Origin of the sequence: Enterobacter sp. LU1 (assembly GCF_008271405.2) — a bacterium.
GTDB classification, from domain to species: Bacteria; Pseudomonadota; Gammaproteobacteria; order Enterobacterales; family Enterobacteriaceae; genus Enterobacter; species Enterobacter hormaechei_C.
In genome coordinates this window covers 4,366,777-4,391,293 of sequence record NZ_CP043438.2, presented here as the reverse complement: position 1 = coordinate 4,391,293, position 24,517 = coordinate 4,366,777, and the positions used below count along the sequence as shown (strand labels likewise).

Sequence of the window (24,517 nt, the reverse complement as noted above, 5' to 3'; positions counted from 1 at the left end):
GGCCATGTCTGAGAAAACTTTCCTGGTGGAAATCGGCACTGAAGAGCTGCCACCAAAAGCCCTGCGCAGCCTGGCTGAATCTTTCGCTGCGAACGTCACTGCTGAGCTGGATAACGCTGGCCTGGCGCACGGTAAAATTGAGTGGTTTGCTGCGCCGCGTCGTCTGGCGCTGAAAGTGGCAAACCTGGCGGCGTCCCAGCCGGATCGCGAAGTTGAAAAACGTGGCCCGGCCATTGCTCAGGCGTTCGACGCGGAAGGCAAGCCGAGCAAAGCGGCAGAAGGCTGGGCGCGCGGCTGCGGCATCACCGTTGATCAGGCTGAGCGTCTGACCACCGACAAAGGTGAATGGCTGCTGTACCGTGCCCATGTGAAAGGCGAAAGCGCCGAAGCGCTGCTGCCTGACATGATCGCGACCTCGCTGGCAAAATTGCCGATTCCTAAGCTGATGCGCTGGGGCGCGTCCGACGTACACTTTGTGCGTCCGGTTCACACCGTGACCCTGCTGTTGGGCGATACCGTTATCCCGGCGACCATTCTGGGCGTGGCGTCCGATCGCGTGATCCGCGGCCATCGCTTTATGGGCGAGCCGGAGTTCACTATCGACAATGCTGACCAGTACCCGCAGATCCTGCTGGAGCGCGGCAAGGTCATTGCTGACTACGAACAGCGTAAAGCCAAAATCAAAGCGGACGCAGAAGACGCGGCGCGCAAAATTGGCGGTAATGCCGATCTGAGCGACAGCCTGCTGGAAGAGGTGACTTCGCTGGTCGAATGGCCGGTTGTACTGACCGCGAAATTCGAAGAGAAATTCCTGGCCGTTCCGGCAGAAGCGCTGGTTTACACCATGAAGGGTGACCAGAAGTACTTCCCGGTATACGCCAACGACGGCAAGCTGCTGCCAAACTTCATCTTCGTGGCGAACATCGAATCGAAAGATCCGATCCAGATTATCTCCGGTAACGAGAAAGTGGTGCGCCCACGTCTGGCGGATGCCGAGTTCTTCTTCAACACCGACCGTAAAAAACGTCTGGAAGACAACCTGCCGCGTCTGCAAACCGTACTGTTCCAGCAGCAGCTGGGTACGCTACGCGACAAGACCGACCGTATCGCGGAGCTGTCCGGCTGGATTGCCCGTGAAATTGGCGCCGACGTTAACCACGCTACCCGTGCGGGCCTGCTCTCCAAGTGCGACCTGATGACCAACATGGTGTTCGAATTTACCGACACTCAGGGCGTGATGGGTATGCACTACGCGCGTCACGATGGCGAAGCGGAAGACGTGGCGGTAGCCCTGAACGAGCAGTATCAGCCGCGCTTTGCCGGTGACGATCTGCCGTCTAACCCTGTTGCCTGCGCCGTGGCGATTGCCGATAAGATGGACACCCTGGCGGGTATCTTCGGTATCGGTCAGCATCCGAAAGGCGATAAAGACCCGTTCGCGCTGCGTCGTGCTGCGCTGGGCGTGCTGCGAATCATCGTAGAGAAGAACCTTAACCTCGATCTGCAAACGCTGACCGAAGAAGCGGTACGTCTGTACGGCGATAAGCTGACCAACGCGAAGGTTGTGGATGATGTTATCGACTTTATGCTCGGTCGTTTCCGCGCGTGGTATCAGGACGAAGGTTACTCCGTTGATACCATTCAGGCGGTGCTGGCGCGTCGTCCGACCCGTCCGGCAGATTTCGATGCGCGTATGAAAGCGGTATCCCACTTCCGTACGCTGGAAGCGGCGTCTGCGCTGGCCGCGGCCAACAAGCGTGTATCCAACATCCTCGCGAAATCCGACGAAACGCTGAACGAGCGCGTCAACGCTGCAACCCTGAAAGAGCCGGAAGAGATTTCTCTGGCGATGCAGGTTGTGGTGCTGCGCGACAAGCTGGAGCCGTATTTCGCGGAAGGTCGCTACCAGGAAGCACTGGTGGAGCTGGCGGAGCTGCGTGACGTCATCGACGCCTTCTTCGAGAAGGTGATGGTGAACGTGGAAGATAAAGAGCTGCGGATTAACCGTCTCTCAATGCTTGAGAAACTGCGTGAGCTGTTCCTGCGCGTGGCGGATATTTCGCTGCTGCAATAACGTAAAAAACCCGCCCCTGACAGGCGGGAAGAACGGCAACTAAACTTTTTCTCTTCGTAGGCCGGGAAAGCGTAGCGCCTCCCGGCAAAAGCCCGATGGCGCGATGCTTATCGGGCCTACGTTACTTTGAGATACTTTTCCTTATTTACACCCTCTCAAACACCGTCGCGATACCCTGACCCAACCCAATACACATCGTTGCCAGTCCGAACTGGGCATCTTTGCGTTCCATCAGGTTAATCAGCGTGGTACTGATACGCGCCCCGGAACAGCCCAGCGGGTGACCGAGGGCGATCGCGCCGCCGTTGAGGTTAATCTTCTCGTCGATCTGATCCATCAGCCCCAGATCTTTAATGCACGGCAGGATCTGCGCGGCGAACGCTTCGTTCATCTCAAAGAGGTCGATATCACTTGCGCTCAGCCCCGCTTTTTTCAGCGCCAGTTTTGACGCCGGAACCGGGCCGTAGCCCATGATGGAAGGATCGCAGCCCACGACTGCCATCGAACGCACGCGGGCGCGTGGCGTCAGGCCTAATTCGCGGGCGCGGCTCTCGCTCATCACCAGCATCGCGGCGGCACCGTCGGACAGGGCAGACGAGGTGCCCGCCGTTACCGTACCGGTGACCGGATCAAACGCCGGACGCAGGGTAGAAAGCGCTTCGACCGTGGTTTCCGGGCGGATAACTTCGTCGTAGCTGAACTGCTTCAGTACGCCGTCTGCGTCGTGACCGCCGGTTGGGATGATCTCATTCTTAAAGGCACCAGACTGCGTGGCGGCCCAGGCGCGGGCATGCGAGCGCGCGGCAAACGCATCCTGCATCTCACGGCTGATGCCGTGCAGACGGGAGAGCATCTCGGCGGTCAGGCCCATCATACCGGCGGCTTTCGCCACGTTGCGGCTCATGCCTGGATGGAAATCGACCCCGTGGCTCATCGGCACGTGGCCCATGTGCTCCACGCCGCCCACCAGACAGGCCTGCGCATCGCCGGTCATGATCATCCGTGCCGCGTCGTGCAGCGCCTGCATCGACGAACCGCAAAGACGGTTGACGGTGACGGCCGGAACCGAATGCGGGATCTCCGCCAGCAGGGACGCGTTACGGGCGATGTTAAAGCCCTGCTCCAGCGTCTGCTGCACGCAGCCCCAGTAAATATCGTCCAGCGCTGCTGGGTCCAGCGCCGGGTTACGCGCCAGCAGGCTACGCATCAGGTGCGCGGAGAGATCTTCCGCGCGCACGTTACGGAACGCACCGCCTTTTGAACGGCCCATCGGGGTGCGAATCGCATCAACAATGACAACCTTTTCCATTGTGACTCCTTAAGCCGTTTTCAGTTCGCCAACCGGACGGGCTGGCTCAACTGCTGGGTAGTAGGGTTCGTTATGGCGCGCTTTGTTACGCAGCCCTTCCGGCACCTCATAAAGCGGGCCGAGGTGCTGGTACTGCTGAGCCATATCGAGATAGCGGGCGCTGCCGAGCGTATCCAGCCAGCGGAACGCGCCTCCGTGGAACGGAGGGAAGCCGAGGCCGTACACCAGCGCCATATCCGCTTCTGCCGGGCTGGCGATAATGCCTTCTTCGAGGCAGCGCACCACTTCGTTGACCATTGGGATCATCATCCGTGCGATGATCTCATCGTCGGTGAAGTCGCGTTTTGGCTGACTGACGTCGGCCAGCAGGCCATCCACCGCCGGATCTTCTTCTTTCTTCGGTTTGCCTTTGCTGTCTTCTTTATAGCGCCAGAAGCCCAGACCGTTTTTCTGCCCGAAGCGGTTGGCGTCGAACAGGGCATCAATGGCGTCGCGATAATCTTTCTGCATGCGCTGCGGGAAGCCCGCCGCCATCACCGCCTGCGCGTGATGGGCAGTGTCGATGCCGACAACGTCCAGCAGATACGCCGGGCCCATCGGCCAGCCGAACTGTTTTTCCATCACTTTGTCGATTTTGCGGAAGTCTGCGCCGTCGCGCAGCAGCTGGCTGAAACCGGCGAAGTACGGGAACAGCACGCGGTTAACGAAGAAGCCCGGGCAGTCGTTAACCACGATCGGCGTTTTGCCCATCTTGCTCGCCCACGCCACCACTTTGGCGATGGTTTCGTCGGAGGTTTTTTCCCCTCGGATCACTTCGACCAGCGGCATGCGGTGCACCGGGTTAAAGAAGTGCATCCCGCAGAAGTTTTCCGGACGCTTCAGCACGCTCGCCAGTTCGCTGATAGGAATGGTGGAGGTGTTAGAGGCCAGCACGGTTTCCGGACGCACCTTGTCTTCGGTTTCGGCCAGCACCGCTTTTTTCACTTTCGGGTTCTCGACGACCGCTTCAACCACCACGTCCACACGGTCGAAACCGCTGTATTCCAGCACTGGCTGGATGGTGGAGATCACGCCTGCAAGCTTCAGACCATCAATTTTGCCGCGCTCAAGCTGTTTATTCAGCAGCTTGGCCGCTTCGGTCATGCCCAGCGTCAGGGATTTCTCGTTGATGTCCTTCATCACCACCGGCACGCCTTTCCAGGCAGACTGGTAGGCGATGCCGCCCCCCATAATGCCCGCGCCGAGTACCGCCGCGTGTTTTGGCGTTTCAACGTTTTTGGTGAGTTGTTTGGCTTTGCCTTTCACGAACTGATCGTTAAGGAAGATACCAACCAGCGCGCGGGCTTCGTTGGTGTGCGCCAGCGGGACAAAGCTCTGGTTTTCAAGCTTCAGAGCGTCATCACGGCCCAGACGGGCTGCCGCTTCAATGGTTTTCACCGCCGTGATCGGCGCCGGGTAGTGTTTACCCGCCGTCTGCATCACCATGCCTTTGGCGATGGTGAAGCTCATGGTGGCTTCAATTTTGCTGAGCTTTAATGGCTCCAGCTTTGGCTGACGTTTGGCTTTCCAGTCGAGATCACCGTTAATCGCCTGACGGAGGATGGCGATAGCACCCTCAATCAGTTTTTCAGGCTTAACCACGCCGTCCACCAGGCCGATTTTCTGCGCCTGTTCTGCGCCGACATCTTTACCCGCGGCAATGATCTCCAGCGCGCTGTCGGCACCCAGCATGCGCGGCATACGCACGGAACCGCCAAAGCCCGGCATGATGCCCAGCTTGGTTTCCGGCAGGCCGATGCGCAGGTCCGGCGTCGCCAGACGGTAGTCGGTCGCCAGCACGCACTCGCAGCCACCGCCCAGCGCGTAGCCGTTAACGGCGGAAAGGGTCGGGACAGGCAGATCTTCCAGACGATTAAAAACGCTGTTGGCAAAGTGCAGCCACTGGCTCAGCTGTTCTTCGGGCACCAGGAACAGCGACAGGAATTCGGTGATATCCGCGCCAACGATAAAGGCCGCTTTGTTGGAGCGCAGCAGCAGCCCTTTCAAATCTGATTGCTTTTCAAGTACATCCAGCGCCTGGCCAAGACTGGCCACCGTCGCGGTATCAAGCTTGTTCACTGAGCCGGGGGCATCGAACACCAGTTCGGCAATGCCATCTTCCAGCCAGTCTACGTACAGGGTGTCGCCTTTGTAGAGCATGTCGGTCTCCTGAATCCAGCAATTGGATCTGGTCATACCAGATGAAACGGAGTGTGGAATTTATGTTAATAAAATGCAAATTAGTCATTAAGAAATTGCTGCGCTGATCACGGTCGGTGGAAATCACGCAGCCGCAGTGAGGTGTGCTAAGATGCGATGACTTGAGGTCAATAAAACGAAAGGAAGAATGATGGACTCACTGGCTTCGCTTTATAAAAATCATATCGTTACCCTACAGGAACGTACCCGCGATGTACTGGCCCGCTTCAAGCTGGATGCCCTGCTGATCCACTCCGGCGAGCTGATGAATACTTTTCTTGATGACCATGCTTATCCCTTCAAGGTTAACCCGCAGTTTAAAGCCTGGGTGCCTGTCACGCAGGTTCCAAATTGCTGGCTGCTGGTGGATGGCGTGAACAAGCCGAAACTGTGGTTCTACCTGCCGGTCGATTACTGGCACAACGTGGAGCCGCTGCCGACCTCATTCTGGACCGAAGAAATTGACGTGATTGCGCTGCCAAAAGCAGACGGCATTGGCAGCCAGCTGCCAGCGGCGCGCGGCAACATCGGCTACATTGGTCCGGTTCCTGAGCGTGCGCTGGGTCTGGATATTCCGGCAGATAAACTCAACCCGAAAGGCGTGCTGGATTATCTGCACTACTATCGCGCCTACAAGACCGACTACGAACTTTACTGCATGCGTGAAGCGCAAAAAACGGCGGTGAATGGCCACCGTGCGGCGCATGAAGCGTTCCAGTCCGGTATGAGCGAGTTCGATATTAATCAGGCCTACCTGACGGCGACCGGCCACCGTGATACCGACGTGCCGTACAGCAACATCGTGGCGCTGAATGAACATGCCTCGGTTCTGCACTACACCAAACTGGATCATCAGGTTCCGGCTGAGATGCGCAGCTTCCTGCTGGACGCGGGGGCTGAGTACAATGGTTATGCGGCAGACCTGACCCGTACCTGGGCGGCGAATGCGGATACCGATTTTGCGCAATTGATTAAAGACGTGAACGACGAACAGCTGGCGCTGATTGGCACCATGAAGGCCGGAACCAGCTACGTGGATTATCACATCCAGTTCCATCAGCGCATCGCTAAACTGCTGCGTAAGCATCAGATTGTCAAAGACATGAGCGAAGAGGCGATGGTTGAGAACGATCTGACCGGGCCATTTATGCAGCACGGTATCGGTCACCCGCTGGGTTTGCAGGTTCATGACGTCGCGGGCTTTATGCAGGACGATACCGGTACGCACCTGGCGGCACCGTCTAAATATCCTTATCTGCGCTGCACCCGCGTTCTGGCGCCGCGTATGGTATTGACCATCGAGCCGGGCATCTACTTTATTGAATCCCTGCTGGCGCCGTGGCGCGAAGGACAATTCAGCAAGCACTTCAACTGGGAGAAAATTGAAGCGCTGAAGCCGTATGGCGGCATTCGTATCGAGGATAACGTGGTTATTCACGAGAGCAGCATTGAGAACATGACGCGAGATCTGAAGCTGGCCTGATGGAAAGCTGGCTGATACCGGCCGAGCCGGTCACCTTTGTTGAGGAAATCAAGAAAAGCCGCTTTATCACGCTGTTGGCGCATACCGACGGCGTGGAGGCGGCGAAGGCGTTCGTCGAGTCCGTCCGCGCGCAGCACCCCGATGCCCGCCATCACTGTGTGGCGTGGGTCGCCGGGCCGCCAGACGACTCACAGCAGCTTGGGTTTTCTGACGACGGTGAACCGGCGGGTACGGCCGGAAAACCGATGCTCTCCCAGTTGATGGGCAGCGGCGTGGGTGAAATCACCGCCGTCGTGGTCCGCTACTACGGGGGCATTTTGTTAGGCACCGGAGGGCTGGTTAAAGCCTACGGAGGTGGTGTCCAGCAGGCGCTTAATCTGCTGATAACAACCCGCAAAACGCCACTTACGGAATATACTTTGTTATGCGATTACGCCCAGCTATCGGGTATCGAAGCACTGCTTAAACAGTTTAACGGTGTCATCGCACACAGTGATTATCAGGCAATGGTGCAATTACGCGTGGCGCTTCCTCAGGCGGAACTGGCTGCTTTTTCAGCAAAACTCGCTGATTTTAGTCGCGGTTCATTGCAATTACTGCCGATTGAAGAATAATCCCCACCTCACAATTTTGAATACCTAAGGAAGCGGCAGAGATGCATTTTCGTGCCATTACCCGAATCGTTGGATTGCTGGTCATACTTTTCTCCGGGACAATGATCATTCCCGGACTGGTGGCGCTCATCTACCGGGACGGCGCGGGGCGTGCATTTACGCAAACCTTTTTTGTCGCGCTGACGATTGGCTCCCTGCTGTGGTGGCCAAACCGCCGTGAGAAAGGTGAACTGAAATCCCGGGAGGGGTTTCTGATTGTGGTCCTGTTCTGGACGGTACTGGGAAGCGTGGGTGCGCTGCCGTTTATCTTCTCCGAACAACCGAATCTCACCGTCACGGATGCGTTTTTTGAATCGTTCTCCGGATTAACGACCACCGGGGCTACCACGCTGGTGGGGCTGGATTCGCTCCCGCATGCGATTCTCTTTTACCGGCAGATGCTCCAGTGGTTCGGCGGTATGGGGATCATCGTCCTGGCGGTAGCTATCCTGCCCATTCTGGGCGTCGGGGGGATGCAGCTTTACCGGGCGGAGATGCCCGGCCCGCTGAAAGATAACAAGATGCGCCCGCGTATTGCGGAGACGGCGAAAACCCTGTGGCTTATCTATGTCCTGCTGACGGTGGCCTGCGCGCTGGCGCTGTGGTTTGCCGGGATGCCTGCGTTTGATGCCATTGGGCATAGCTTTGCGACTATTGCTATCGGCGGGTTCTCCACCCACGACGCCAGCGTCGGCTACTTCGACAGCCCGACAATCAATACCATCATTGCCATCTTTTTGCTGATCTCAGGCTGTAACTACGGTCTACACTTCTCGTTGCTTAGCGGACGGAGCCTGAAGGTGTACTGGCGCGACCCGGAATTCCGGATGTTTATTGGCGTCCAGCTGACCCTGGTGGTTATCTGTACCCTGGTACTGTGGTTCCACGATGTTTATAACTCGGCGGTCACGACCCTGAACCAGGCCTTCTTCCAGGTGGTATCGATGGCGACAACCGCTGGTTTCACCACGGACAGTATTGCGCGTTGGCCACTGTTCCTGCCGGTGCTGCTGCTGTGCTCTGCGTTTATCGGCGGTTGCGCCGGGTCAACGGGCGGCGGTCTGAAGGTGATCCGCATTCTGCTGCTGTTCAAGCAGGGGAACCGTGAGCTGAAACGTCTGGTCCACCCGAATGCGGTTTACAGTATTAAGCTGGGGAACCGCGCGCTGCCGGAGCGCATCCTCGAAGCGGTGTGGGGATTCTTCTCCGCTTATGCGCTGGTCTTTATTGTCAGTATGCTGGCGATTATCGCCACGGGCGTGGATGATTTCTCTGCCTTCGCCTCTGTGGTGGCAACGTTAAACAACCTGGGGCCGGGGCTGGGCGTCGTGGCGGATAACTTCGCCAGTATGAACCCGGTGGCGAAGTGGATCTTAATCGCCAATATGCTGTTTGGGCGTCTTGAGGTCTTTACGCTGCTGGTGCTGTTTACCCCAACATTCTGGCGTGAGTAAGGAGACTTTGGTGAAAACGTTAATTCTTTTCTCAACGCGTGACGGACAAACGCGTGAGATTGCTTCATATCTGGCTTCTGAACTCAAAGAGCTGGGCATTTATTCTGATGTGGTGAACCTGAATCGCGCAGAGCAGATTGCCTGGCAAGATTACGACCGCGTGGTCATTGGCGCTTCAATTCGTTACGGCCATTTCCATCCGGCGCTGGATCGCTTTGTGAAAAAGCATACGGCGGAGCTCGCTCAACTGCCTGGCGCGTTTTACTCGGTCAACCTGGTTGCCCGTAAAGCGGAGAAGCGTACGCCGCAGACCAACAGCTATACGCGCAAGTTTTTGCTAAGTTCGCCATGGCAGCCCGATATCTGTTCTGTCTTTGCTGGCGCGCTGCGTTACCCGCGTTACCGCTGGTATGACCGCTTTATGATCCGCCTGATCATGAAAATGACGGGCGGGGAAACGGATACGCGTAAAGAAGTGGTTTATACCGACTGGGCCCAGGTCGCCAGTTTTGCCCGTGAAATTGCGCGTTTAACGGACGATGCGCGGGATAAATAAGCGTTGAGTTTGAAAAGTGAGCGAACGGAAAGTTTTTTGTATTTAGTGCTTGTCACTTCAGAAGAACTCCCTATAATGCGCCTCCACTGACACGGAACAACGGCACGCAAGCCGCCGGGTCAGCAGAGAAAAGCAAAACAAACGCTTGACTCTGAAGCGGGAAAGCGTAATATGCACACCCCGCGCCGCAGCGAAAACGAAGCGGCACTGCTCTTTAACAATTTATCAGACAATCTGTGTGGGCACTCAAAGTGACATGGATTCTTAATGTCCTCGGACACTAAATGAATACCAAGTCTCAACGAGTGAACACGTAATTCATTACGAAGTTTAATTCATTGAGCATCAAACTTTTAAATTGAAGAGTTTGATCATGGCTCAGATTGAACGCTGGCGGCAGGCCTAACACATGCAAGTCGAACGGTAACAGGAAGCAGCTTGCTGCTTCGCTGACGAGTGGCGGACGGGTGAGTAATGTCTGGGAAACTGCCTGATGGAGGGGGATAACTACTGGAAACGGTAGCTAATACCGCATAACGTCGCAAGACCAAAGAGGGGGACCTTCGGGCCTCTTGCCATCGGATGTGCCCAGATGGGATTAGCTAGTAGGTGGGGTAACGGCTCACCTAGGCGACGATCCCTAGCTGGTCTGAGAGGATGACCAGCCACACTGGAACTGAGACACGGTCCAGACTCCTACGGGAGGCAGCAGTGGGGAATATTGCACAATGGGCGCAAGCCTGATGCAGCCATGCCGCGTGTATGAAGAAGGCCTTCGGGTTGTAAAGTACTTTCAGCGGGGAGGAAGGCGATAAGGTTAATAACCTTGTCGATTGACGTTACCCGCAGAAGAAGCACCGGCTAACTCCGTGCCAGCAGCCGCGGTAATACGGAGGGTGCAAGCGTTAATCGGAATTACTGGGCGTAAAGCGCACGCAGGCGGTCTGTCAAGTCGGATGTGAAATCCCCGGGCTCAACCTGGGAACTGCATTCGAAACTGGCAGGCTAGAGTCTTGTAGAGGGGGGTAGAATTCCAGGTGTAGCGGTGAAATGCGTAGAGATCTGGAGGAATACCGGTGGCGAAGGCGGCCCCCTGGACAAAGACTGACGCTCAGGTGCGAAAGCGTGGGGAGCAAACAGGATTAGATACCCTGGTAGTCCACGCCGTAAACGATGTCGACTTGGAGGTTGTGCCCTTGAGGCGTGGCTTCCGGAGCTAACGCGTTAAGTCGACCGCCTGGGGAGTACGGCCGCAAGGTTAAAACTCAAATGAATTGACGGGGGCCCGCACAAGCGGTGGAGCATGTGGTTTAATTCGATGCAACGCGAAGAACCTTACCTACTCTTGACATCCAGAGAACTTTCCAGAGATGGATTGGTGCCTTCGGGAACTCTGAGACAGGTGCTGCATGGCTGTCGTCAGCTCGTGTTGTGAAATGTTGGGTTAAGTCCCGCAACGAGCGCAACCCTTATCCTTTGTTGCCAGCGGTTAGGCCGGGAACTCAAAGGAGACTGCCAGTGATAAACTGGAGGAAGGTGGGGATGACGTCAAGTCATCATGGCCCTTACGAGTAGGGCTACACACGTGCTACAATGGCGCATACAAAGAGAAGCGACCTCGCGAGAGCAAGCGGACCTCATAAAGTGCGTCGTAGTCCGGATTGGAGTCTGCAACTCGACTCCATGAAGTCGGAATCGCTAGTAATCGTGGATCAGAATGCCACGGTGAATACGTTCCCGGGCCTTGTACACACCGCCCGTCACACCATGGGAGTGGGTTGCAAAAGAAGTAGGTAGCTTAACCTTCGGGAGGGCGCTTACCACTTTGTGATTCATGACTGGGGTGAAGTCGTAACAAGGTAACCGTAGGGGAACCTGCGGTTGGATCACCTCCTTACCTTAAAGAACCTGCCTTTGCAGTGCTCACACAGATTGTCTGATGAAAAACAGCAGTAAAAAACCTCTACAGGCTTGTAGCTCAGGTGGTTAGAGCGCACCCCTGATAAGGGTGAGGTCGGTGGTTCAAGTCCACTCAGGCCTACCAAATTTGCCTCGCAAATTTGAAGAGGTTGTAAACGATGGGGCTATAGCTCAGCTGGGAGAGCGCCTGCCTTGCACGCAGGAGGTCTGCGGTTCGATCCCGCATAGCTCCACCATCTTTTACTGCGAACACAAGAAAACTTCAGAGTGAACCTGAAAAGGTGCACTGCGAAGTTTTGCTCTTTAAAAATCTGGATCAAGCTGAAAATTGAAACGACACACAGCTCATGTGTGTTCGAGTCTCTCAAATTTTCGCAAGTCGATGGTGAATCGAAAGAAACATCTTCGGGTTGTGAGGTTAAGCGACTAAGCGTACACGGTGGATGCCCTGGCAGTCAGAGGCGATGAAGGACGTGCTAATCTGCGAAAAGCGCCGGCGAGGTGATATGAACCCTTGACCCGGCGATGTCCGAATGGGGAAACCCAGTGCAATCCGTTGCACTATCGTTAACTGAATACATAGGTTAACGAGGCGAACCGGGGGAACTGAAACATCTAAGTACCCCGAGGAAAAGAAATCAACCGAGATTCCCCCAGTAGCGGCGAGCGAACGGGGAGCAGCCCGGAGTCTGAATCAGCTTGTGTGTTAGTGGAACGGTCTGGAAAGTCCGACGGTACAGGGTGATAGTCCCGTACACGAAAGCACACTTGCTGTGAACTCGAAGAGTAGGGCGGGACACGTGGTATCCTGTCTGAATATGGGGGGACCATCCTCCAAGGCTAAATACTCCTGACTGACCGATAGTGAACCAGTACCGTGAGGGAAAGGCGAAAAGAACCCCGGCGAGGGGAGTGAAAAAGAACCTGAAACCGTGTACGTACAAGCAGTGGGAGCCTCTTTATGGGGTGACTGCGTACCTTTTGTATAATGGGTCAGCGACTTATATTCTGTAGCAAGGTTAACCGTATAGGGGAGCCGAAGGGAAACCGAGTCTTAACTGGGCGTTAAGTTGCAGGGTATAGACCCGAAACCCGGTGATCTAGCCATGGGCAGGTTGAAGGTTGGGTAACACTAACTGGAGGACCGAACCGACTAATGTTGAAAAATTAGCGGATGACCTGTGGCTGGGGGTGAAAGGCCAATCAAACCGGGAGATAGCTGGTTCTCCCCGAAAGCTATTTAGGTAGCGCCTCGTGAATTCATCTTCGGGGGTAGAGCACTGTTTCGGCTAGGGGGCCATCCCGGCTTACCAACCCGATGCAAACTACGAATACCGAAGAATGTTATCACGGGAGACACACGGCGGGTGCTAACGTCCGTCGTGAAGAGGGAAACAACCCAGACCGCCAGCTAAGGTCCCAAAGTCATGGTTAAGTGGGAAACGATGTGGGAAGGCACAGACAGCCAGGATGTTGGCTTAGAAGCAGCCATCATTTAAAGAAAGCGTAATAGCTCACTGGTCGAGTCGGCCTGCGCGGAAGATGTAACGGGGCTAAACCATGCACCGAAGCTGCGGCAGCGACACTATGTGTTGTTGGGTAGGGGAGCGTTCTGTAAGCCGTTGAAGGTGTGCTGTGAGGCATGCTGGAGGTATCAGAAGTGCGAATGCTGACATAAGTAACGATAAAGCGGGTGAAAAGCCCGCTCGCCGGAAGACCAAGGGTTCCTGTCCAACGTTAATCGGGGCAGGGTGAGTCGACCCCTAAGGCGAGGCCGAAAGGCGTAGTCGATGGGAAACAGGTTAATATTCCTGTACTTGGTGTTACTGCGAAGGGGGGACGGAGAAGGCTATGTCAGCCGGGCGACGGTTGTCCCGGTTTAAGCATGTAGGCGGAGGTTCCAGGTAAATCCGGTACCTTGTTAACGCTGAGGTGTGATGACGAGGCACTACGGTGCTGAAGTGATAAATGCCCTGCTTCCAGGAAAAGCCTCTAAGCATCAGGTAACACGAAATCGTACCCCAAACCGACACAGGTGGTCAGGTAGAGAATACCAAGGCGCTTGAGAGAACTCGGGTGAAGGAACTAGGCAAAATGGTGCCGTAACTTCGGGAGAAGGCACGCTGATGTGTAGGTGAAGCCCCTGCGGGCGGAGCTGAAATCAGTCGAAGATACCAGCTGGCTGCAACTGTTTATTAAAAACACAGCACTGTGCAAACACGAAAGTGGACGTATACGGTGTGACGCCTGCCCGGTGCCGGAAGGTTAATTGATGGGGTTAGCGGCAACGCGAAGCTCTTGATCGAAGCCCCGGTAAACGGCGGCCGTAACTATAACGGTCCTAAGGTAGCGAAATTCCTTGTCGGGTAAGTTCCGACCTGCACGAATGGCGTAATGATGGCCAGGCTGTCTCCACCCGAGACTCAGTGAAATTGAACTCGCTGTGAAGATGCAGTGTACCCGCGGCAAGACGGAAAGACCCCGTGAACCTTTACTATAGCTTGACACTGAACACTGGTCCTTGATGTGTAGGATAGGTGGGAGGCTTTGAAGCGTGGACGCCAGTCTGCGTGGAGCCAACCTTGAAATACCACCCTTTAATGGCTGGTGTTCTAACGTAGACCCGTTACCCGGGTTGCGGACAGTGTCTGGTGGGTAGTTTGACTGGGGCGGTCTCCTCCCAAAGAGTAACGGAGGAGCACGAAGGTTGGCTAATCCTGGTCGGACATCAGGAGGTTAGTGCAATGGCATAAGCCAGCTTGACTGCGAGCGTGACGGCGCGAGCAGGTGCGAAAGCAGGTCATAGTGATCCGGTGGTTCTGAATGGAAGGGCCATCGCTCAACGGATAAAAGGTACTCCGGGGATAACAGGCTGATACCGCCCAAGAGTTCATATCGACGGCGGTGTTTGGCACCTCGATGTCGGCTCATCACATCCTGGGGCTGAAGTAGGTCCCAAGGGTATGGCTGTTCGCCATTTAAAGTGGTACGCGAGCTGGGTTTAGAACGTCGTGAGACAGTTCGGTCCCTATCTGCCGTGGGCGCTGGAGAATTGAGGGGGGCTGCTCCTAGTACGAGAGGACCGGAGTGGACGCATCACTGGTGTTCGGGTTGTCATGCCAATGGCACTGCCCGGTAGCTAAATGCGGAAGAGATAAGTGCTGAAAGCATCTAAGCACGAAACTTGCCCCGAGATGAGTTCTCCCTGAGACTTTAAGTCTCCTGAAGGAACGTTGAAGACGACGACGTTGATAGGTCGGGTGTGTAAGCGCAGCGATGCGTTGAGCTAACCGATACTAATGAACCGTGAGGCTTAACCTTACAACGCCGAAGGTGTTTTGGCGAAGAGACGAAATTTTCAGCCTGATACAGATTAACAGAATTTGCCTGGCGGCTTTAGCGCGGTGGTCCCACCTGACCCCATGCCGAACTCAGAAGTGAAACGCCGTAGCGCCGATGGTAGTGTGGGGTCTCCCCATGTGAGAGTAGGGAACTGCCAGGCATCAATCAAGTGAAGAGGCCATCCGGAAGGATGGCCTTTTTGCGTTTCTGCACCTGCTTCCTTTCCATAAACAAATCACCTATCCCCCCATATATACGGTAAACTATCCCGGTTTTTGCATCAGGATAGCGTCTATGAATCACTCCCTTAAGCCCTGGAATACCTTTGGTATTCAACGGAATGCTAATCAAATTGTACGTGCCGACAGTGCTCAGCAGTTGCTGAATGCATGGCAAAACGCAACAGAAAACGGTGAACCCGTACTTATTCTGGGCGAAGGAAGTAATGTCCTGTTTCTCGATGATTTTGCGGGGACGGTAATCGTCAATCGCATCATGGGGATTGAGCGTAAAGAGAGCGCTGACAGTTGGCATTTACACGTGGGTGCTGGCGAGAACTGGCACCATCTGGTGCAATATACCCTTGAAAAAGGGATGCCAGGGCTGGAAAACCTGGCTCTGATCCCGGGCTGTGCAGGATCATCTCCTATTCAAAACATCGGTGCCTACGGCATCGAACTGAAACACGTCTGCGAATATGTCGACTGCATCGAACTCGCGACCGGAACGGCGAAGCGCCTGACCGCAGAGCAGTGCCGCTTTGGCTATCGCGACAGCATTTTCAAGCACGACTATCAGGATCGTTTCGTCATTGTGGCCGTTGGCCTGTGCCTGGCGAAAGCCTGGAAACCCGCTCTGACTTACGGCGATCTGACCCGTCTCGACCCGGCTACCGTCACACCGCGTGAGGTATTTGATTCCGTTTGCCACATGCGAATGACCAAGCTCCCGGACCCGAAAGTAAACGGAAATGCGGGTAGTTTCTTCAAAAACCCGGTGATCAGCAGCGAAAATGCAAAAGCGTTTCTCGCCGGCTGGCCAACGGCCCCGCATTATCCTCAGGCGGATGGTAGCGTGAAGCTGGCCGCAGGCTGGCTTATCGATCAGTGTGAATTAAAAGGTACGACTCTTGGTGGCGCTGCTGTTCATCGTCAGCAGGCGCTGGTACTGATCAACCAGTCCAACGCGACAAGTGAGGATATCGTCAACCTGGCGCATCATGTTCGCCAGCGCGTGGGCGAAAAATTCAACGTCTGGCTGGAGCCTGAAGTTCGCTTTATTGGCCGAACGGGCGAAGTGAATGCCGTGGAGACCATTGCGTGAAGGACAATACTATTCCGTTAACTCTCATCGGTATCCTTGCCGATGGCGAGTTTCATTCTGGCGAGCAGCTGGGCGAACAGCTGGGCATGAGCCGTGCTGCGATCAATAAGCATATTCAAACGCTCCGCGACTGGGGCGTGGATGTGTTTACGGTGCCGGGAAAAGGCTACAGCCTGCCGGAACCGATCCAGTTACTGAATGAAGAGGTCATCCGCAGCCAGATTGGGCACGGTAACGTCGCGGTATTGCCGGTCATTGATTCGACGAACCAGTATCTGCTGGATCGCCTGAGCGAGCTGAAATCCGGTGATGCCTGCGTTGCCGAGTACCAACAGGCAGGACGTGGCCGCCGGGGGCGTAAGTGGTTCTCACCATTTGGCGCCAACCTCTACCTTTCCATGTACTGGCGGCTTGAACAGGGGCCAGCTGCGGCCATCGGGCTGAGCCTGGTCATCGGCATTGTGATGGCAGAGGTGCTGCACGATCTGGGTGCCGATCAGGTGCGGGTAAAATGGCCCAACGATCTGTATCTCAACGATCGAAAGCTGGCGGGGATCCTGGTTGAACTGACGGGAAAAACAGGCGATGCCGCACAGATCGTCATTGGGGCGGGACTGAACATGGTGATGCGAAACGTGCAGAACGATGTCGTGAACCAGGCCTGGACCAACTTGCAGGAAGCGGGGATCACCATCGATCGCAATACGCTTGCCGTCCGCATGATCAATGAGTTGCGTAGTTCGCTTACGCTCTTTGAACAAGAGGGGTTAGCGCCATTCCTGTCCCGCTGGGAAAAACTGGATAACTTTATTAACCGACCGGTGAAGCTGCTGATTGGGGATAAAGAGATTTACGGCACATCACGCGGCATTGACGCGCAGGGCGCGTTGCTTCTTGAACAGGATGGCGTGATTAAGCCCTGGGTGGGCGGTGAAATTTCGTTACGAAGTGCGGAGTAACCCTCTCCCCACAGGGGAGAGGGTGTAGCAGGTCATCACTGCGGATACGGCACCCAATCCCCGGCATTCAGTCGGACATAAGGCTTATTCTGATACTGGATCACCACCGCATTGGCGTTTTCCGATACCTCCGCCGTCTGCGGCAGCCCGCTGGTGAGCTGATCCCAGTTCACGCTATCTTCCACAAACAGCTTACCGTCTACAGCGCGAGCAACCAGTTCCGAGATAGCCAGATAGCTGCTTGGCTGGGTGATTTCAATGGGCGCTCCCTGATGCGGCGCCTTCATGCCAAAGAACTTAATCCCGGCCGGAACGTTAGTGATGGACGGGCTTGGGATATCGCGCAGACCAGACACCTGCATCCTGTCGCCTTTCAGCGCCCCTCCGTGTTCTGGTACCACCACCACCATCACTTTGCGACCTGATTTTTCCAGCTCGTTGAAGAACGCGTTCAGCTCGTCAAAGAACTTCTGAGCACGGGCCTTATAATCGGCCGTTTTACTCACGCCGGGATAATGGTTCCCGTCGTGCAGCGGCAGCGTGTTATAGAACGTCGCACTACGTGTCCCTTCCTCTTTGCCGACGGTATCTAACCAGCGCTGAAGCACGGCGGTATCGTCATACACTGGCGAGCCATCAAAGCCCAGCAACGTTACCGGCAGCCCTTTCTGGTCCATCAGCGGGGCCTGCATGCCACCCTGTTCACGCACTTCTTTCAGGAAGTTACCGAACTGACCGTTATGGCCCATCATCAGGTGCTGGGTAAAGCCCAGTTTTGCGAGGTTATCAAACAGATAACACTGGTTAGCTGCCGGCTGGTAGAGGTTCTTATGCGAAGGCTGTCCGCAGCTGGCGCGCAGCAGGCGGATAGCCGCCGGGCCGCTGTACGACGTGGCCGAGTTGAAGTCCTTAAACTGAATATCGAAATGCGACCACAGCGGGTGCGACATCAAACCAGCCGCGTCAACGTCAGCCCAGGACAGAGAACAGATGTTAATGACCAGCAGCTCAAACGGCTGAGCATCGGCAGGCAGCGCGTCCGGGAATTTCGTCTGACGCTTATCTTCCGCAGCGTAAAAACTGGAGAGCCACGCGTTCAGGTTAGTGGATGTCGGCGGTGCAGTCTGCGCAGGAATATCCCCAACCACAGGCGTATCCCCTGCTGTCGCAACGGTCGCGGCGGCGGAACCACCCGTGGTGGTAACGGTTGTTGTCGGCTGACCGGCTGGCCACAGCGAGAAGCTCGGGCCCGTCAGCGTCAGGACGTTAAGCCAGATCATAATCGCGACGACAAACACCGTCACCCGGATCCACTGAGACAGGAACAGCCAGGCGACCAGCAGGACAAATACCGCGCCAATCATCTGCCAGTTAATAAAGCGCTCAACCAGATCGAGCATATAGTCCGCACTGAAACCTGCGACCTGGGAGCCCTGGCTCATGATGCTTTCAGGGCCGGGCAGCCAGGTATCATGCCAGAACAGGGCGAAACCGATGGGGATAGCGACCCAGTGACGTATACGGTGCAGCCTGAAGTTCGGGATTGGCATCAGCAGGAATGCCATAAACACCAGGTTAAGCAGAGGGTGGAAATTAAGATAGCCTGCCCACAGCAGACCAAACTTCACCAGAAAGTAGAAATTCCAGCCGGACAGGCCGCGCCAGTATTGCCAGAGTGGCGAGGGCGCCGAAGAGGTATAGGTAGAATTAGTCATGTTTTCGGTTTGCCTTGACGTTCGGAGCGCGAGTCAGTGTTCCGGCGGGTTTAATATAGCGAGGTTTGACGAACAGTAATCTGACCGTATCGCGAATACGGCGCAGGGAATGGCGTGCATAGTAGCCAAGCGGCAAAAAAATCAGCGCGCACAGAACAACCAGTTGGATGATATCGCTGATATTCATAATGGCGCGCTCTCCTTGTTCTCATCCAGTAAGCGTAGCGGCTCGGGTACCCGTCGCCAGACATGCCCGTCATGTTTCGCGTTCAGAACCGGTTTGGCGCCGCTTGTGACAGGCAACGGTTTGGCCCACTTTTCAGGTGGCAGGGCACGCATCTGGACAAGCTCAGCCGCGATCAGGTTATCTTCAAACCAGACCATACGGTTCGAGAAGATATCCGCGGTAGGAAGCGGGAAGATATGGTTAAGCGCAGTATCCAGATCGTTCACCCGGCAGAAGGAGAGGAACAGCACCAGGCGGTTATCGCCAATGGTCATGATGTCCCCGATACGGTTAGGGCGGCACAGAGTGAGCGCCTGCTCAACGCGAATACCCGGCACGGGGCGCAGGGCAACCATCACCCCTTTTCCGTCTGCCGGTAACAGCGTATTGCTCATCATGTTGCCCACCGCATCGCAGAAGGTGTCCCATTTCTGGTAGCCGCGCAGTTTCATCGGCTGCGTCATTGAAAGCAGGGTGCTGATATCTTCCGGAACATGTCGATTAAACTGCTGGCCCTGGATGCTTTCGATCAGCGTCAGACAGCGCGACAGGGGAGCATTCCACGGAATGACCATATTCGCGCCGCAGCCCAGTAATAAGCGCTCATCGGTGGCGCGCAGGCTGGTATTATTTTCACGCACCACAATTTTTAACGCGCTGCCGCGCTGGCGACGTAATGTGTGAATGTGCCTTGCCAGCGTTTCGATTTGGTTATTCTGGATCAACGAGAAGATAATAGTCGCCGCCTGCGTGGTGCGCGCCTCATCAAATAAGGCTTCATTGGTATCGAACAGTGACCAGTGCTCAGACAGTGCAGGCGCACCTTCCAGTACCGCAATATGGCTCAGAACACGTTTTTCATCACTGCGTGGCTGAACTACCGTCTCTTCCTGTTGAGCAAGATGCCACTCATCCCCGACTTGTTTGAGTGTAAGTTGTTGTCGGGAGCTCACCCCTTTTTCATTGCACCAGAAAGCCACGTCGTAAAGATGGCTGTCGGTCTGGACACGAATACTGGCCAGGCCATAGAGGGAACGGTATTCACTCATTAAAAGTGAAAAAAGCTTGTCATTATTACTGCCTGGGTTAACAACCAATAAGGTGCAATTTTGATTTTTTGCCCATCTGTTGATTCTTCCCAGCCATTTCAGCAGTTTTTCAGACGGGATATTTTGCAGGCCGTTATTAGAGCATTTTAGAATCAGTAAATAGTGTTCAGGAACAATAGAACACTGAATATCGCGGGGTAAAAAGTATAGACTGTCAGCCTCCGCAGGCATGGAAAATAATCGTACTGTCTGGGGTCCACGGTCACTGTCGAGCCTGATGATTGACTTCGGCTCTTCGCCCATCGTAATGACGGCCACGCGGGAATCCTTCCCCTGCGCCGCTATCGTCTGGTTTACCAGACTGATGGCATCTTCATTACGATCCGTATTAACCCACCAGACTCCTCCGACTGGCATGTGGCGCAATTCGTCCCATAATGACTGGATGCCAATAGAAAATATGGAGTCCACGGTGTCCCTCTTTTCGTCGAATTTCTATGTCTCTCAGTTTACTAGCGAAAGCGTAGAAATAAACCTAACATTGAAATTAAAGAACATCAGATTTAGCATGTAAATGAAATTTAATGGGCAGGACGCCTCGCTGCATCTGAATCTTATGATTTTACTCAAAGGGATGAAAAAAGAATGCAAAATAACGAACCCGCAACCCCAGTCGACTCAAGTCTGGGTTACACATTCCAGAACGATTTTTTGGCACTCACGCAGGCTTTTTCTTTGCCTGAAATAGATTACACCGATATTTCCCAGCGTGAACAGTTGGCGGCGGCTATTAAACGTTGGCCGTTATTAGCTGAGTTTGCCCAACAACAATAAGGAAGCCATTGATGGCTGTACTAGGATTACAGGGCGTCCGTGGTGGGGTGGGTACAACTTCCGTTACCGCGGCGCTGGCGTGGTCATTGCAGGTATTAGGTGAATCGGTACTGGTCATTGATGCCTGTTCCGATAATTTGCTGCGCATGTCATTCAATGTCGACTTTACGCATGCAAACGGCTGGGGACGCGCGCTTCTGGACGATAAAGACTGGCGGGATGCGGGTTTGCGTTATACCTCCCAGCTCGATTTGCTTCCCTTTGGTCAATTGACCGAAACCGAGCGCGGGAATGAAGCCGCGTACCAGCGCCTGTTCTCTCGCTTCATCACCGCATTGCAGAGCCTGAAAGAGAGCGGGCACTATCAGTGGATCCTACTGGACCTGCCGCACGGTGCCGCGTCGCTGACCCGCCAGCTGCTGGCGCAGTGCGACCATGTGCTCTCCATCGCGAACGTAGATGCGAATTGTCATATCCGTCTGCATCAGCAGCCGATGCCTGCCAATGCACATATTCTGATCAACGATCTGCGCATTGGCAGCCAGATCCAGGACGATCTCTACCAGGTCTGGCTCCAGAGTCAGCGCCGCCTGTTGCCGATGGTGATCCATCGTGACGAAGCGATGGCGGAGTGCCTTGCGTCCAAACAACCTCTCGGGGAGTACCGTAGCGATTCACTGGCGGCGGAAGAGATCCTGACGCTGGCCAACTGGTGTCTGCTGCACTTTGCTAAACGGCCGGAGCCTGCCGGGAGTTCAGTATGAGCCGCCTGACTAACTGGCTGCTCATTCCGCCGGTCAGTTCGCGCTTAAGTGAACGCTACCGCCATTACCGTCATCACGGCGCCTCGTCGCTGAGCGCTGCGCTGGGCTGTTTGTGGATGATTCTGGCGTGGATGTTCATCCCCCTCGAACATCCCCGCTGGCAACGCATTCGTGCGCGCCACGGTGAACTCTATCCGCATATCAACCCTGACAAGCCGCGTCCGCTGGATCCCGCGCGCTACGCTATTCAGTCCATCTGGCTACTAACGACCTCAACGGGCGCGGAGAAAAAAACGTCCCGCTGGCGCAGCTTCGATCGTGTGCAGAACCTGCGTGAACACTACCACCAGTGGCTTGACCGGCTACCTGACCGGGTGGGCGACAAAACGGGTCATTTAGATAACCACAAAGAGCTCGGGCACCTACACCCGGGCTTGCGGCGTTTTATTCTCGGCGTGGTTGTGGTGTTCTCGCTGATTCTTGCGCTGGTCTGTATTACCCAGCCCTTCAATCCGCTGGCGCAGTTCACCTTCCTGATCCTGCTGTGGGGCGTGGCGCTGCTGGTGCGGCGCATACCAGGGCGTTTTTCTGCCCTGATGCTGATTGTGCTATCGCTGACCGTTTCCTGCCGCTACATCTGGTGGCGATATACCTCAACGCTGAACTGGGACGACCCGGTCAGCCTGGTGTGCGGCTTAGTCCTGCTGTTTGCTGAGACTTACGCCTGGATCGTGCTGGTGCTGGGTTACTTCCAGGTTATCTGGCCGCTGAATCGACAGCCGGTGCCGCTGCCAAAAGACACGACCCAGTGGCCTACGGTTGACCTTTTCGTGCCGACCTACAACGAAGATCTGTCGGTGGTAAAAAACACCATTTACGCCGCGCTGGGTATCGACTGGCCGAAGGATAAAATCAAAATCTGGATCCTCGATGACGGTGGCCGTGCCGAGTTCCGCCAGTTCGCGGACGAAGTGGGGGTAGAGTACATCGCCCGTACCACGCATGAACACGCGAAAGCCGGTAACATCAACAATGCGCTGAAATATGCCAAAGGGGAGTTCGTCTCTATTTTCGACTGCGACCACGTGCCAACGCGCTCGTTCCTGCAAATGACCATGGGCTGGTTCCTGAAGGAGAAAGAGCTGGCGATGATGCAGACGCCGCACCACTTCTTCTCGCCGGACCCGTTTGAACGTAACCTCGGCCGTTTTCGTAAAACCCCGAACGAGGGCACGCTGTTCTATGGACTCGTGCAGGACGGGAACGACATGTGGGACGCAACGTTCTTCTGCGGCTCCTGTGCGGTGATCCGCCGGAAACCGCTGGATGAAATTGGCGGGATCGCCGTCGAGACGGTCACGGAAGATGCGCACACCTCGCTGCGTCTGCACCGTCTTGGCTATACCTCCGCCTACATGCGCATTCCTCAGGCGGCGGGGCTGGCCACGGAATCCCTGTCGGCGCACATCGGCCAGCGTATTCGCTGGGCCCGCGGCATGGTGCAAATTTTCAGGCTCGATAACCCGCTGATGGGTAAAGGGCTGAAGCTGGCGCAACGGCTGTGCTACGTCAACGCCATGTTCCACTTCCTGTCCGGTATTCCACGGCTTATCTTCCTCACTGCGCCGCTGGCGTTCCTGCTCCTTCACGCTTACATCATCTATGCGCCTGCGCTGATGATTGCCCTGTTCGTTCTGCCGCACATGATCCACGCCAGCCTGACGAACTCGAAGATTCAGGGGAAATATCGCCACTCCTTCTGGAGTGAAATTTACGAAACGGTGCTGGCCTGGTACATCGCGCCGCCAACCATGGTGGCGCTGATTAACCCGCATAAAGGGAAATTCAACGTCACCGCGAAGGGCGGGCTGGTGGAAGAGGAGTATGTTGACTGGGTGATCTCCCGGCCCTATATCTTCCTGGTGCTGCTGAATATTGTGGGCGTGATTGTTGGGATCTGGCGCTACTTCTACGGCCCGGAAAACGAAATTCTGACGGTCTTCGTGAGTATGGCGTGGGTGTTTTATAACCTGATTATCCTAGGTGGCGCGGTGGCGGTATCGGTGGAGAGCAAACAGGTTCGCCGTGCGCATCGCGTCGAAATCAGCATGCCAGCGGCCATTGCCCGCGACGATGGACATCTCTTCTCCTGTACCGTTCATGACTTTTCGGATGGCGGTCTGGGTATCAAGATCAACGGTCAGGCGAAGGTGCTGGAGGGGCAGAAGGTCAACCTACTGCTTAAGCGCGGCCAGCAGGAGTATGTCTTCCCGACGCAGGTGGTGCGTGTGGGAGGAAATGAAGTGGGTCTGCAACTGATGCCGCTGACTAAAAAGCAACACATTGATTTTGTGCAGTGTACGTTTGCCCGCGCGGATACGTGGGCTCTCTGGCAGGACAGCTTCCCTGAGGATAAGCCTCTGGAAAGCCTGCTGGATATTCTTAAGCTGGGGTTCCGTGGCTATCGTCACCTTGCAGAATTTGCCCCGTCGTCGGTGAAATTAATTTTCCGGTCACTTACTTCACTGGTTTCCTGGGTCGTGTCGTTCATTCCGCGTCGACCTGAGCGAGATGAAGCGAAGCAGGCGGACCCGGTTATGGCTCAACAATGATGATAA

14 protein-coding genes, 2 tRNA genes, 3 rRNA genes and 1 pseudogene are annotated in these 24,517 nt (G+C 55.4%); 15 read left to right on the top strand and 5 right to left on the bottom strand.

Annotated elements, in window-relative coordinates; translation table 11 throughout:
• Positions 1-4: 4 nt before the first annotated feature.
• The gene (glyS, locus tag FZF21_RS21030; RefSeq protein ID WP_047736595.1) at positions 5-2,074 is read left to right on the top strand and encodes a glycine--tRNA ligase subunit beta; all 2,070 of its coding nucleotides are present in this window, start codon (positions 5-7) and stop codon (positions 2,072-2,074) included.
• Between the two features lie 145 nt (positions 2,075-2,219).
• Here glyS and fadA read toward each other — a convergent pair whose 3' ends face one another.
• Both fadA and fadB read right to left on the bottom strand, forming a co-directional pair.
• A complete protein-coding gene (fadA, locus tag FZF21_RS21025) occupies positions 2,220-3,383 on the bottom strand; it encodes an acetyl-CoA C-acyltransferase FadA (RefSeq protein ID WP_000416981.1) in 1,164 nt (387 codons plus the stop codon).
• Between the two features lie 9 nt (positions 3,384-3,392).
• Entirely contained in the window at positions 3,393-5,582 is a 2,190-nt protein-coding gene (fadB, locus tag FZF21_RS21020) for a fatty acid oxidation complex subunit alpha FadB (RefSeq protein ID WP_023295588.1), read from the bottom strand.
• A gap of 190 nt (positions 5,583-5,772) precedes the next feature.
• Between fadB and pepQ the strand changes: the two genes are divergently transcribed.
• The 11 genes from pepQ (at position 5,773) to birA (ending at position 17,311) form a co-directional block, all read left to right on the top strand.
• A complete protein-coding gene (gene pepQ / locus FZF21_RS21015; RefSeq protein ID WP_149121393.1) occupies positions 5,773-7,104 on the top strand; it encodes a Xaa-Pro dipeptidase in 1,332 nt (443 codons plus the stop codon).
• Entirely contained in the window at positions 7,104-7,718 is a 615-nt protein-coding gene (locus FZF21_RS21010) for an IMPACT family protein (RefSeq protein ID WP_015572737.1), read from the top strand. Before pepQ ends, FZF21_RS21010 begins: the two co-directional genes overlap by 1 nt.
• A gap of 41 nt (positions 7,719-7,759) precedes the next feature.
• Positions 7,760-9,211, top strand: coding sequence for a Trk system potassium transporter TrkH (trkH, locus tag FZF21_RS21005; RefSeq protein ID WP_006808591.1), 1,452 nt, complete (start codon positions 7,760-7,762; stop codon positions 9,209-9,211).
• A 10-nt stretch (positions 9,212-9,221) separates the two neighbouring features.
• Positions 9,222-9,767, top strand: a complete 546-nt coding sequence (gene hemG / locus FZF21_RS21000; protein WP_045329192.1) for a menaquinone-dependent protoporphyrinogen IX dehydrogenase — start codon at positions 9,222-9,224, stop codon at positions 9,765-9,767.
• 355 nt (positions 9,768-10,122) lie between these two features.
• Positions 10,123-11,664: ribosomal RNA gene (locus tag FZF21_RS20995) — 16S ribosomal RNA — on the top strand.
• A gap of 70 nt (positions 11,665-11,734) precedes the next feature.
• A tRNA-Ile gene (locus FZF21_RS20990) sits at positions 11,735-11,811 on the top strand.
• A gap of 36 nt (positions 11,812-11,847) precedes the next feature.
• Positions 11,848-11,923, top strand: a tRNA-Ala gene (locus FZF21_RS20985).
• A 180-nt stretch (positions 11,924-12,103) separates the two neighbouring features.
• A 23S ribosomal RNA gene (locus FZF21_RS20980) occupies positions 12,104-15,008 on the top strand.
• A 65-nt stretch (positions 15,009-15,073) separates the two neighbouring features.
• Positions 15,074-15,189, top strand: a 5S ribosomal RNA gene (gene rrf, locus FZF21_RS20975).
• Together the 16S, 23S and 5S rRNA genes with 2 tRNA genes alongside form the textbook arrangement of a ribosomal RNA operon.
• 134 nt (positions 15,190-15,323) lie before the next feature.
• Positions 15,324-16,352, top strand: a complete 1,029-nt coding sequence (gene murB / locus FZF21_RS20970; protein WP_045329254.1) for a UDP-N-acetylmuramate dehydrogenase — start codon at positions 15,324-15,326, stop codon at positions 16,350-16,352.
• Positions 16,349-17,311 carry a bifunctional biotin--[acetyl-CoA-carboxylase] ligase/biotin operon repressor BirA gene (birA, locus tag FZF21_RS20965; protein ID WP_017384195.1) on the top strand — a complete coding sequence of 321 codons (963 nt, stop codon included), beginning with the start codon at positions 16,349-16,351 and terminating at the stop codon, positions 17,309-17,311. The genes murB and birA overlap by 4 nt, the downstream gene beginning before the upstream one ends.
• Before the next feature lie 35 nt (positions 17,312-17,346).
• On the opposite strand, the gene bcsG is transcribed toward birA, so the two are convergent.
• The 3 genes from bcsG to bcsE are packed head-to-tail and all read right to left on the bottom strand — an operon-like array spanning position 17,347 to position 20,772.
• The gene (bcsG, locus tag FZF21_RS20960) at positions 17,347-19,026 is read right to left on the bottom strand and encodes a cellulose biosynthesis protein BcsG (RefSeq protein ID WP_017693804.1); all 1,680 of its coding nucleotides are present in this window, start codon (positions 19,024-19,026) and stop codon (positions 17,347-17,349) included.
• Positions 19,019-19,213: a cellulose biosynthesis protein BcsF gene (gene bcsF, locus FZF21_RS20955; RefSeq protein ID WP_006808586.1), complete on the bottom strand. Its 195-nt coding sequence runs from the start codon at positions 19,211-19,213 to the stop codon at positions 19,019-19,021. The genes bcsG and bcsF overlap by 8 nt, the downstream gene beginning before the upstream one ends.
• Positions 19,210-20,772: a cellulose biosynthesis c-di-GMP-binding protein BcsE gene (gene bcsE / locus FZF21_RS20950; RefSeq protein WP_063946323.1), complete on the bottom strand. Its 1,563-nt coding sequence runs from the start codon at positions 20,770-20,772 to the stop codon at positions 19,210-19,212. The genes bcsF and bcsE overlap by 4 nt, the downstream gene beginning before the upstream one ends.
• 174 nt (positions 20,773-20,946) lie before the next feature.
• On the opposite strand from bcsE, the pseudogene bcsR reads away from it, so the two are divergent.
• The 3 genes and pseudogenes from bcsR to bcsA form a co-directional block, all read left to right on the top strand.
• Positions 20,947-21,143, top strand: a pseudogene (gene bcsR, locus FZF21_RS20945) (cellulose biosynthesis protein BcsR); the annotation flags it as partial.
• 3 nt (positions 21,144-21,146) lie between these two features.
• Positions 21,147-21,899, top strand: coding sequence for a cellulose biosynthesis protein BcsQ (gene bcsQ / locus FZF21_RS20940; protein ID WP_003861177.1), 753 nt, complete (start codon positions 21,147-21,149; stop codon positions 21,897-21,899).
• On the top strand, positions 21,896-24,511 hold the full coding sequence (gene bcsA, locus FZF21_RS20935; RefSeq protein ID WP_149121152.1) for a UDP-forming cellulose synthase catalytic subunit: 2,616 nt from the start codon (positions 21,896-21,898) through the stop codon (positions 24,509-24,511). Before bcsQ ends, bcsA begins: the two co-directional genes overlap by 4 nt.
• The last annotated feature ends 6 nt before the right edge of the window (positions 24,512-24,517 follow it).

Bases quoted from the DNA above. Each gene is read 5' to 3' on its own strand.
- glyS (WP_047736595.1), top strand. From the start codon at position 5: ATGTCTGAGAAAACTTTCCTGGTGGAAATCGGCACTGAAGAGCTGCCA.
- fadA (WP_000416981.1), bottom strand. From the start codon at position 3,383: ATGGAAAAGGTTGTCATTGTTGATGCGATTCGCACCCCGATGGGCCGT.
- fadB (WP_023295588.1), bottom strand. From the start codon at position 5,582: ATGCTCTACAAAGGCGACACCCTGTACGTAGACTGGCTGGAAGATGGC.
- pepQ (WP_149121393.1), top strand. From the start codon at position 5,773: ATGGACTCACTGGCTTCGCTTTATAAAAATCATATCGTTACCCTACAG.
- FZF21_RS21010 (WP_015572737.1), top strand. From the start codon at position 7,104: ATGGAAAGCTGGCTGATACCGGCCGAGCCGGTCACCTTTGTTGAGGAA.
- trkH (WP_006808591.1), top strand. From the start codon at position 7,760: ATGCATTTTCGTGCCATTACCCGAATCGTTGGATTGCTGGTCATACTT.
- murB (WP_045329254.1), top strand. From the start codon at position 15,324: ATGAATCACTCCCTTAAGCCCTGGAATACCTTTGGTATTCAACGGAAT.
- bcsG (WP_017693804.1), bottom strand. From the start codon at position 19,026: ATGACTAATTCTACCTATACCTCTTCGGCGCCCTCGCCACTCTGGCAA.
- bcsF (WP_006808586.1), bottom strand. From the start codon at position 19,213: ATGAATATCAGCGATATCATCCAACTGGTTGTTCTGTGCGCGCTGATT.
- bcsQ (WP_003861177.1), top strand. From the start codon at position 21,147: ATGGCTGTACTAGGATTACAGGGCGTCCGTGGTGGGGTGGGTACAACT.
- bcsA (WP_149121152.1), top strand. From the start codon at position 21,896: ATGAGCCGCCTGACTAACTGGCTGCTCATTCCGCCGGTCAGTTCGCGC.